At 30.0% G+C, this 8,031-nt stretch carries 5 protein-coding genes; 3 read left to right on the forward strand and 2 right to left on the reverse strand.

From position 1 onward, the window contains the following. Nucleotides 1-279: 279 nt before the first annotated feature. From lepA to OYV_RS02375, 3 genes are all read left to right on the forward strand, one after another. A complete protein-coding gene (gene lepA, locus OYV_RS02360) occupies nucleotides 280-2,097 on the forward strand; it encodes a translation elongation factor 4 (protein WP_042068099.1) in 1,818 nt (605 codons plus the stop codon). Between the two features lie 831 nt (nucleotides 2,098-2,928). Next, nucleotides 2,929-4,308 (forward strand): TldD/PmbA family protein, encoded by a 1,380-nt coding sequence (locus OYV_RS02370; protein WP_042068101.1) that lies wholly within the window; start codon nucleotides 2,929-2,931, stop codon nucleotides 4,306-4,308. Then, a complete protein-coding gene (locus OYV_RS02375; RefSeq protein WP_042068102.1) occupies nucleotides 4,305-5,681 on the forward strand; it encodes a TldD/PmbA family protein in 1,377 nt (458 codons plus the stop codon). Before OYV_RS02370 ends, OYV_RS02375 begins: the two co-directional genes overlap by 4 nt. A gap of 156 nt (nucleotides 5,682-5,837) precedes the next feature. Here OYV_RS02375 and OYV_RS04625 read toward each other — a convergent pair whose 3' ends face one another. After that, nucleotides 5,838-6,038: a S16 family serine protease gene (locus tag OYV_RS04625; protein ID WP_081931926.1), complete on the reverse strand. Its 201-nt coding sequence runs from the start codon at nucleotides 6,036-6,038 to the stop codon at nucleotides 5,838-5,840. 47 nt (nucleotides 6,039-6,085) lie between these two features. Further along, on the reverse strand, nucleotides 6,086-8,031 hold a 1,946-nt coding region (gene lon / locus OYV_RS02380), incomplete at its 5' end, for an endopeptidase La (RefSeq protein WP_042068103.1).

Genomic DNA, 8,031 nt, shown 5'->3' on the forward strand with positions numbered 1-8,031 from the left:
AAACTATTTTTTTGTTATAATAACTTTTGAATTAGATATTAAATAATTTAACTTTACAATGATTTATAATAGTTATTTTAAAAAACTTAAAAAAGAATAAAACAACCTTAACAAACTACCAAATCCAATAACCAAAAAAATAATAACTATAAAATATCATTTCACAATTAAAAACCAATAAAAATCATAAAAATTAATTCTACCAAGCACAAACCACATTAAAACCCACAAAAACAAACTAAAACCAACCAACCAAAATATAAAGGAAAAAAACAAAAAATGAACATAGAACAATTAAAAGAAAGGCAAAAACGCATCCGTAATTTTTCCATTATCGCCCACATTGACCACGGTAAATCAACTTTGGCCGACCGTATTCTAGAATTTACAGGCACAATTGACAAAAGAATAATGAAAGAACAAATTTTGGATTCCATGGACTTAGAACGCGAGCGCGGAATTACTATTAAATTAAATGCTGTAGAAATTAACTACAAGTCCAAAGATGGCAAAAATTATATTATGCATTTGATTGACACACCGGGACACGTTGATTTTAGTTATGAAGTATCGCGTTCTTTGGCAGCTTGCGAAGGTGCTCTTTTAATTATTGATGCTGCCCAAGGCATTCAAGCCCAAACTCTTGCCAACGTTTATTTAGCTGTTGATAACAATTTAACCCTTATTCCTGTTTTGAATAAAGTGGATTTGCCAAGCGCAGATGTTCCTAAAGTTAAAGAAGAAATTAAAGAAACTTTGGGACTTGACCCTGAAAAAGCCTTAATTGCAAGTGGAAAAACAGGGCTTGGAGTCATTGATATTTTGGAACAAATAGTAACTAGAATATCACCTCCTCAAGGAGACATTCAAAAGCCCTTGCAAGCCTTAATTTTTGATTCTTATTTTGATTCTTATAAAGGAGTTGTGCCTTCCATTAGAATCGTCAATGGCATAGTTAAAAAAGGCGATCAAATTCGTTTTATGGCAAGTAATAGCGTTTATGAAGTAGTTGAAGTAGGAGTTTATAATCCCAAACAAATTGTAAAAGATTTTTTGGCACCAGGTGATGTAGGTTATCTTACTGCTGCTATTAAAAGTATTAATCATGTAAGAGTTGGAGACACCATTACTTCGCAAACCAATCAAGCTTTGCTACCTTTACCGGGATACAAACAAATGAATTCAGTAGTTTTTTGTGGACTTTATCCTGTCGAAACCAATAAATATGACATCCTTAAAGAAGCTTTGGAAAAATTAAAACTCAACGATTCTTCCTTAATTTTTGAACCTGAAAATTCTAATGCTTTGGGACTTGGTTTTAGAACTGGGTTTTTGGGACTTTTGCATATGGAAATTATTCAAGAAAGAATTAGTCGTGAATTTGGAGTAGAAGTAATTGCTACTGCTCCTTCTGTTATTTATCATGTTTATTCTATCAAAGGAGAAAAACTTTTAGTTGATAATCCTTCCAAACTTCCATCCACTCAAATGATTGACCGCATTGAAGAACCCTTCATTAAAGCTACTATTATGTGTCCTGAAATCTATATTGGTAAAGTAATGGAGCTTTCCCAAAACAAAAGAGGAGCCCTTCAAAATATTGAATATATTGATAGTCAAAGAGTAATGATTAATTATTTGCTGCCTTTTTCAGAAATTATTTATAGTTATTTTGATAAGTTAAAATCATTAACCAAAGGCTATGCTTCTTTTGATTATGAAATAGATAAATATCGTGTTTCTAAATTACAAAAAATGGATATTTTATTAAATGGAGAAATTGTTGATGCTCTATCTTTAATTGTTCATCATGATTTTGCCTATGAAAGAGGAAAGGCTATTTGTGAGACTTTAAAAGAGTTTATTCCTAAAAAAATGTTTGAAATCCCTATTCAAGCAGCTTTGGGTAAAAAAATTATTGCCAGACAAACTATCAAAGCTATGCGTAAAGATGTAACAGCTAAACTTTATGGAGGCGATGTTACTCGTAAAAAGAAATTATTAGAGAAACAAAAAAAAGGTAAAAAGAAAATGAAAACATTAGGAAAAGTTCAATTACCCCAAAAAGCCTTTCTTGCTATTCTTGCTACTAAATAATTATTTGTTTCAAAGATATAAAAGAATATTGAAAAAACTCCTTATAATATATAAATATAAGGAGTTTTTGTTTTATTTATTGTTGACATTTATATTTATTTTTGTTATTTTTTGGTGGTATTTGTATTATTTTTGGATTGATTATTTTTACCATTAGGAGCAATTTGTGGTTTTGAATATATTTTACTTAAAATGAATTGGCTAAATGTTCTTCCTTTCATACTATCTACACCCATCAAAAAAACGAGCAAAAAACAAATGGAAGGGATAAAAGTGCACATATCCAAAAAAATAATTTCACCATAATAAGAAAATTTTTCATTAAAGGGTGTAATGTGGTATTTTGTTTTAAAATACTATCTATATGAAATGAAATAAACCCCGAAGATAACAAAATTACCAAAAAGAAAAGGAAATTAAAAATATTTCTAATTTGATTTTTCCAAAAATCTATTTGCTTTCTTCCTTGTTTATCTAATTCTGGTTTAAAAATAATAAATTTGATTCTAAACATTTACTTGCCTCTTTTCTTTTTATAATATTATAATGATTTTAAAAATAAATATTTATATTATATCAAGTTTTTTAAGTTAATATTTTGATGATGAAATGCAATAAACGAATTAAAAATACTTATTTCAACGTTTTTATGCTTTTATATGATCATCTTTAATTGTGTATTTTATTATAACATATTTTTGATAAAAACAAACAAATTAACAAAACAATAATAAATTCATTTGGAAAACTTTTATATAATATGCTTAAAAAGCTTAAAAAAATGATAAAATAAAAGAGATTTACAAACAATATAAAGGAGAATATTATTTGATGTTAAATAAAGAAGATATTCAAAAAATTCTAAATTTATCTTTAGATAAGGGAGCTGATTTTGCAGAATTATTTTTTGAAAATGCTTATTCTCGCACCCTTAAAGTAATTGGCAAAGATGTAGTTTCTGCTGATACTTCTAATACTTTTGGAGTAGGAATTCGCTTATTAAAAGGATTTGATGAAGTTTATGGCTATACCAATAAAACTGATTATCAAAATGTTTTATCCTTGCTTTTAAAATTAAAAAAATCTTTTCAAGGAAAAGCAAATAAAGTTATTGCCTTGCAAACCGAAAAACCCCTAAAAAATACTATCCAAAAACCTTATAACAGTATGACTCAAGAACAAAAAGCCCAAAAATTACTTAAATTATCGGCTATTATTCAAAATTATGATCCTCAAATTATTCAATCCATCACCTCTTTAAGCCAAAAAGAACAACATGTTTTAATTGCTAATACTTTAGGAGTTTATCAAAATGACACACGCAATTATATTAGATGTGGTCTTGTAGGAGTTGCACAAAGAGGACAAGAAATGCAAGAAGCCTTTGAAGGTCCTGGACGCGCAATGGGATTGGAATTCTTGGATGTAATTGATTTAGAAACAATTGCCAAACAAGTAGCAAAACAAGCAGTTGCTTTATTAGATGCTAAATCTTTAAAACCTCAAACTATGCCAGTTGTAATTAATCATGGTTTTGGAGGTGTTATTTTCCATGAGGCTTGCGGACATCCCCTTGAAGCTACTGCAGTTGCTAAAGGTCTTTCTCCTTTTTGTAATAAATTAAATCAAAAAGTTGCTTCTGAAGTTGTAACTGCTTATGATGATGGAACTATTAAAGCGTCTTGGGGCAGTCTTAATTTTGATGACGAGGGAAATCCCACCCAAAAAAATCTTTTAATTGAAAAAGGTATCCTTAAAGGTTATTTAATTGATTTTAGAAACGGACGCAAAATGAAGATGCAATCTACCGGTTCTTCACGTAGACAATCTTATAAATACTCTCCTACTTCGCGCATGAATTCCACCTACATCGAAAAAGGCACAGAAACGCCCGAACAAATTATTGCAGATACTCCTTACGGTCTTTATGCTAAAAGTCTAGGTGGTGGAACAGTTGTTCCTGCTACTGGAGAATTTAATTTTGTAGTTAATGAAGGCTATTTAATCGAAAATGGTAAATTAACAACCCATGTTAAAGGAGCGATGTTAATTGGTCATGGAGCAGATATTTTATTTAAAATTGACCGTGTTGCCAATGATTTAGTTTTAGGTCAAGGAATATGTGGTTCTTGTTCTGGTTCTCTACCAGTTGATGTAGGACAACCCACTATTAGAGTAAAAGGAATGATTGTAGGAGGAAATCAAAAATGATAAACGACGTAACAAAAACACCAAAACCCCAAAGCCAAACCACTCACACAAACCCCACTCCTAACAATTATCAAAAATGGTTAGAAAAAGGAATGCAACAAGGTTTTGAAGCATTAGAAATTGCAATTCATGAAAGTCAAACTTTTAAACTATCTTTGGATAAAGGCAAAATAGATGCTTGTGTTTGGAGCGATGTTGCTTCTGCAGTTATAAGAGGTATTTTTGCCAATAAAAAAACTTCTATTGCTTTAGAACAATTAACTGACAGCGCTTTTGATAATGCTTTTGAAACCCTCAAAGAAAATTGCCAAACAATTACTTCTAAAGAACCTGCTCTTATTTTTGAAGGATCTTCCAGTTATCCTGAAGTATTGGAAAATAACTTTGATTTTGGACAAGTTCCATTAGAACAAAAACAAAATTTGTTGTTGCAGTTAGAAAAAACAATGTTGCAAAGTTCCCATTTGCAAGCTACTAATGGCATTATTTACCAAGAATTTTATCATAAAAAAACATTATTAAATTCCAAAGGGCTCAATTTATCGCACCAAAACAGCTTTGCTTATTTGTATGCTTCTGCGGTTTTTCAAAAAGAAGGCGAAATTGAAAGTTATGGCAAAAGTATTTTAGCTAAGGATTTTGTAACCTTCAATCCTGTTAAATTAGGTACTGAAATTGTTGAGATGGGCGAAAAAAAATTAGGAGCTAAATCTTTGGTATCTCAAAAATATCCAGTTGTTTTTTCTAATGAAATGTTTGCAGACCTTTTGGAAAGTTTCAGCGATATTTTTACTGGTACAAGTGCTTATCGCAACTTAACTAAATTAAAAGATAAAGTTAATTGTTTAATTGCTTCTGAAAAAGTTAGTATTATTGATGATCCTTTAAACGATGGGGCTTATTTTAAAGAAAAATTTGATGATGAAGGAGTAGCTTGCCAAACCAAACCCATTATTACTAAAGGAGTTTTTCAAGGATTTATCCACAACTTAAAAACTGCTCGCATTTTTAAACAAGCTCCAACTGGAAACGGTTTTGATGGCAGTACTTCTATGATTAATTGTTATTTGGTGCCTGGCAAAAAAAGTTTTTCAGAAATGATTGAACCTATTCAAAATGGTATTTATATTACTGATTTAGTAGGGATGCATGCAGGAATTAAAACTGTTAGTGGAGATTTTAGCCTACAAGCTAGTGGTTTTAGAATTGAAAAAGGTAAAGTTACAACTCCTGTTAAAATGATTGTTGTTTCTGGTAATTTTTTTGATATTCTTAAAAATGTAGACACCATTGCTAATGATTTTGAATTTCAAACTTCAGGATTTGGTAGTTCTAGCGTTTATGTAGGGGATTTAAATATTGGAGGAAAGTAAATTTTTCTTTGTAAATGATTTTTTGCCCCTTTATTCTTTTGTAATTTTTATCGAAAAAAATAAATATTAAAATAATAATTGAAGTTTTGAAAACTTTTTAATTATGTATAAAAACAAAAAAACACCATCTTAAAGATGGTGTTTTTTATATCTTAATCAAACAAATACTTGCGAAAAAACATCAGAAATGTTTGATACAGGAATAATATTTAATTTAGTTCTTACTTCTTCAGGAATATCTTCAATATCTTTGATATTTTCTTGAGGAATAAAAATAGTGTCAAGACCACTACGATTAGCAGCAATAGCTTTTTCTTTTAAACCTCCGATAGCTAAAATATTGCCTCGATTATGTATAAAAACAAAAAAACACCATCTTAAAGATGGTGTTTTTTATATCTTAATCAAACAAATACTTGCGAAAAAACATCAGAAATGTTTGATACAGGAATAATATTTAATTTAGTTCTTACTTCTTCAGGAATATCTTCAATATCTTTGATATTTTCTTGAGGAATAAAAATAGTGTCAAGACCACTACGATTAGCAGCAATAGCTTTTTCTTTTAAACCTCCGATAGCTAAAATATTGCCTCGTAAAGTAATTTCTCCTGTCATTCCCAAACCTTTTTTAACATATTTTTGGGTAATTGCAGAGACAAGGGAAGTAGCAATAGTAATTCCAGCTGAAGGACCATCTTTAGGAATGGCTGTTTCTGGAAGATGAATGTGAAAATCGTTTTCTGCAAAAATATTGGCATCAATTCCTAAATTTTGACAGTTAGCTTTGATGAAACTTAAAGCAGTATAAGCACTTTCTTTAAGGACTTCTCCTAATTTACCTGTAAGGACTAATTGTCCTTTACCTTTGTAATAAGTAACTTCTACTGGAAGCAAATCGCCTCCAAAATAAGTATAGGCAAGTCCGTTAGTGGATCCTATTTTTTCTTTTTGTTCATCTAAAAGATGTAGGTATTTTTCTTTACCTAAGTATTTAGTAACGTTTTGAGGAGTAATAATTACTTGTTCTTTTTTGGTAATTAAAAATTCTTTAACTGTTTTTCTAGCTAGTTCTGCAAGGATTCTATCTAACTCTCTTACTCCTGCTTCTTTGGTGTAATGTCTAATTAAATAAAGGATAGTATCATTGTCAATAACTAAATTTGTGTCAGTGATTCCGTGATTTTTGAGTTGTTTTTTTAAAAGATATTTAGAAGCGATGTTAATTTTATCTTTTTCAGTGTAAGAACTTACTTCGATAATTTCCATACGATCTTTTAAAGCTTCGGGAACATTGTCAAGGTAATTGGCAGTGGTGATAAATAATACTTGGGATAAATCAAATGGTTCGGATAAAAAATGATCCATAAAATTAATATTTTGTTGTGGGTCAAGGACTTCTAATAAAGCTGATGCAGGATCAAAGTTATAATTGGCTACTAGTTTGTCAATTTCGTCTAATAAAAAGACAGGATTAACTGTTTTGGCGTCTCTAATGCCTGCAAGAATGCGTCCAGGCATAGCTCCAATATAAGTTCTTCTGTGGCCTCTAATTTCTGATTCTTCTTTTAAACCGCCTAAGGATTGTCTGACAAATTGGCGTCCTAAAGCTTTGGCAATAGAAGAAGCAAGTGAGGTTTTCCCCACTCCTGGAGGACCTACAAGACATAAAATATTTTGAGGGTTTTTCTTAGTCATTATTTTGACTGCTGCATATTCTAAAATACGTTCTTTGACTTTTTCAAGTCCATAATGTTGGTTATTTAAGGATTTTTCAATGGCAACTAAATCGTTTTCATCTTGGCTGGTTTTGCCCCAAGGTAATTCCAGTAAAAAATCAAGATAATTTTTAATTACAAAAGATTCTGCCATTAAAGATGATGATGATTGGTAACGTGATAATTCTTGTAAAGCTTTTTTTTTGATTTCAGGAGGTAAAGGAGTAGTTTTGATTTTATTGCGCAATTCTGCAATTTCGTCTTCCTTTTTGGCTTTGTCCCCTAATTCTAGTTGAATCGCTTTTATTTTTTCTCTTAAATAAAATTCTTTTTGGTTTTCATCAATACTTTGTTTTACTTTTTCATTGATTTTTTGTTCTAAATCAAGTCCTATAAGTAAACTTTGGATGTCTTGAAGAATATAAAAAATTCTTTTATTAAGGTGAGCTTCTTTAAGGTATTTATATTTATCTAAATCATCGATTTTTAAATTAAAAACAATGATATCAGTGATATTTTCTGTTTCTGGTTCTGTTTTGATGATATCTAAAAAATTATTGGTGTTTTGAACAAGCAGTTGAAAAGGTTTGTCCATAATTTTTTCTATAACTAGTTTGATTAAGGTTTTTTCTT

The sequence above is a fragment of the 'Chrysanthemum coronarium' phytoplasma genome, from assembly GCF_000744065.1.
In the GTDB taxonomy this organism is placed as follows: Bacteria; Bacillota_I; Bacilli_A; order Acholeplasmatales; family Acholeplasmataceae; genus Phytoplasma; species Phytoplasma asteris.

Coding starts and splice junctions, on each gene's coding strand:
- OYV_RS02370 (WP_042068101.1), top strand. CDS start 2,929: ATGTTAAATAAAGAAGATATTCAAAAAATTCTAAATTTATCTTTAGAT.
- lepA (WP_042068099.1), top strand. CDS start 280: ATGAACATAGAACAATTAAAAGAAAGGCAAAAACGCATCCGTAATTTT.
- OYV_RS02375 (WP_042068102.1), top strand. CDS start 4,305: ATGATAAACGACGTAACAAAAACACCAAAACCCCAAAGCCAAACCACT.